Origin of the sequence: Sutterella sp. (genome assembly GCF_052272535.1) — a bacterium.
Lineage (GTDB): Bacteria > Pseudomonadota > Gammaproteobacteria > Burkholderiales > Burkholderiaceae_F > Sutterella.
Genome location: NZ_DAVZJY010000362.1, coordinates 1 through 1,290 on the forward strand (window position 1 = coordinate 1; position 1,290 = coordinate 1,290).

Consider the following 1,290-nt stretch of genomic DNA (forward strand, 5'->3'; position numbering starts at 1 on the left):
GCGCACCCGCCCAGCACCGCCGGCCTCACCTCCCAGGCGGGCCGCCAGAGGGCGAGGCTTTGCGCGGAAGCCTCCGCCGTGTCGCGGGCCCGGTCGCGCCAGCCTCCGGCGCCCGGACCCCGGATCTTCTTCGTCATGTTTTGCGTCTCCAAAGAAAAGTCAAAAGGAATTCAAGAAAAGCGGGACTCAAAGTGCGCCGCCGCCCGGCAGATCGCACATTCGCCAGCCGGCCTTCGGATGCGGCCGGGGCTCGAACCGCCCGTCGCCCCAGCGAATGCCGGCCTCGGCCCATTCGCGGCGCACAACGACGCCCGTGGTCAAGGCACCGCTGTCGTTTGTCGTACGCAGGTCGACCCCTTCGGGCAGATCCCCGCAGGGCGCGCGCGCCGCAGGATCGTCGGGATGAGGGCCGCCGGAGCGGGTTCGAAAAGGTCCGAATCGAGGAGGAGCGAACCGAGTAGCTCCGCGCGCTCTTCGCCCAAAAGCCGCTCGGGGATGAAGAGCCCCGTCTTCACGGCGAACCCTTCGGGGTTCTCCTCGCGGGTGAGCGCCTTCTCGACCGACGCGAGCACCGCGCATGCGGCCTGCGGGGTTCCGTCGGGAAGACTGAGGCGCCACTCAAAGCGGCTTGCGGGCGACTCGGTCTGCGCGATGAACGATCCGGGCTCCTTTCGGGCCGTGAGGTTCTCGGTGAAGCCGCACCCCGCCTCGCCCGGGCGCACCATCACCCAGCTGAGTGGCTGCGGCGCGCGCGGGCCCGGCGCGGGTTCGCCCGGCGCCACATGCGGGGGATCGATGGCGTTGAGGGCAAAGGTGAGCGCCGCCTCGAGTTCGACCCCGGGCCGCAGGCGCACGACCGACGTCGGTCCGTCGGGAAGGTCCACCGGCACCGCGAAGCCCGGGTGGCCGGCTTCGAGCATGCCGTCGGCCGCAAACGCATCGAGGAGCGCCTCCGGGAATTCGGGGTCTCCGGGAAAGTCGGAGTCGTAGAGCTCTTGGGCGGGCGCCACCGCCTCGAATTCGCCCGCCATCGCGTCGGAGAGGATCCGCGCGGCCTTGGGCCACTCGAGGTGCGCGCCGTCCGCCGTCACCCAGAGCCGCGGGCGCGGAGCGGACCCCGCGCTCTTCGGCGCCCCGGCGTCCTCAAAGCGCTTCATGTCGGTGCGCCGGTCTACGACGCGGATGAGTCCCGCCGTGAGGGCGTCCATGAAGATGCGCCGCATGAGCCCCGCCCGGGGCGGAAGGCCCGTGAGCCCCAAGGCCCGGGCGGTGCGGCGCCTCTGCGCCTCC

General features: G+C 71.6%; 1 protein-coding gene and 1 pseudogene. Both read right to left on the bottom strand.

Annotated features, from left to right (window positions below):
• Positions 1-186: 186 nt before the first annotated feature.
• A complete protein-coding gene (locus ACT6Y9_RS10990) occupies positions 187-321 on the bottom strand; it encodes a hypothetical protein (protein ID WP_443744559.1) in 135 nt (44 codons plus the stop codon).
• A pseudogene (locus ACT6Y9_RS10995) lies at positions 318-1,290 on the bottom strand (hypothetical protein); the annotation flags it as partial. The pseudogene ACT6Y9_RS10995 and the gene ACT6Y9_RS10990, both read right to left, overlap by 4 nt.